General features: G+C 43.4%; 1 protein-coding gene. It reads left to right on the top strand.

Translation table 11 applies throughout. The features are described from left to right. Positions 1 to 7: 7 nt before the first annotated feature. Positions 8 to 1,051 (top strand): IS4 family transposase (locus R3X26_RS18750; RefSeq protein ID WP_317718840.1); only part of this gene is annotated, 1,044 nt, incomplete at its 3' end.

Here is a 1,051-nt window from a genome sequence, read left to right as displayed (position 1 = left end):
CCTCGACATCATCAATAACTACAAACCAAATCAAGTCGAAACTCTCTCTGACCTCCTACCGATTGAGTTAATAAAAGATGCCTATGAGCTGACAGATACTGTCACCCTGAGAAAGCGTAAACTGACTTTGGAGTCGATGGCGTGGCTTTTAGTTGGAATGGCTATTTATAACGACAAGTCTATGGCTGATATCGTCAACATGCTCGACATTGTTGACCGCTCAGGTAAGCCATTCGTTGCTCCCAGTGCATTAACACAGCGTAGAAAAAATCTCGGTGAAGCAGCGGCTAAAGCCCTTTTCCAATGTACGCAACAGCATTGGTTTAAGCATGCAAATTTACCAAACTGGAATGGGCTCACATTGCTTGGTGTTGATGGGGTTGTGTGGCGAACAGAAGATTCAAAAGATAACGCAGAAGCTTTTGCAAAGCCGACCAATCATGGTGGTAAAGAAACACAGTACCCTCAAGTGCGTATGGTGTGTCAGATGGAGCTAAGTAGTCATTTAATCACAGGTAGCGCTTTTGACTGCTATACCGTGAATGAAATGAAGTTGGCCGAGCAACTGATAGAAACGACTCCCGATAACAGCCTAACCCTTTTCGATAAAGGCTTTTATTCTCTTGGATTGCTTCAAGAGTGGAGCTCTACAGGCGTAAATCGACATTGGCTTATTCCAATGAAAAAGGGGCTAAACTACGAAGTGGTTCAGTCCCTTGGTCGACAAGACAAACTCATTAAACTGAAAAGTAATCCACAAGCTCGGAAGAAGTGGCCAACGCTAGAACAAGAAGTGGTTGTACGTCTAATCACAAGGGTAAAAAATGGGAAGTCATACGACGTCCTGACCTCAATGACCGATCCAATGCTTTACCCTAAATCTGACATAGTTGGCTTGTATGGATATCGCTGGGAGATTGAACTTGGATATAGAGAGCAAAAGCAATATATGCTTGGTAACCGTCTTACACTCAGAAGTCGACTTCCAGAATTAGTGAAACAAGAGCTCTGGGGAGTCCTACTCACATATAACTTGGTTAGGTATCAAATG

Origin of the sequence: Vibrio sp. TH_r3 (assembly GCF_033101115.1) — a bacterium.
Lineage (GTDB): Bacteria > Pseudomonadota > Gammaproteobacteria > Enterobacterales > Vibrionaceae > Vibrio.
Note: the sequence above shows the minus strand (reverse complement) of the source record. Positions and strands in the feature narration are given on the sequence as shown.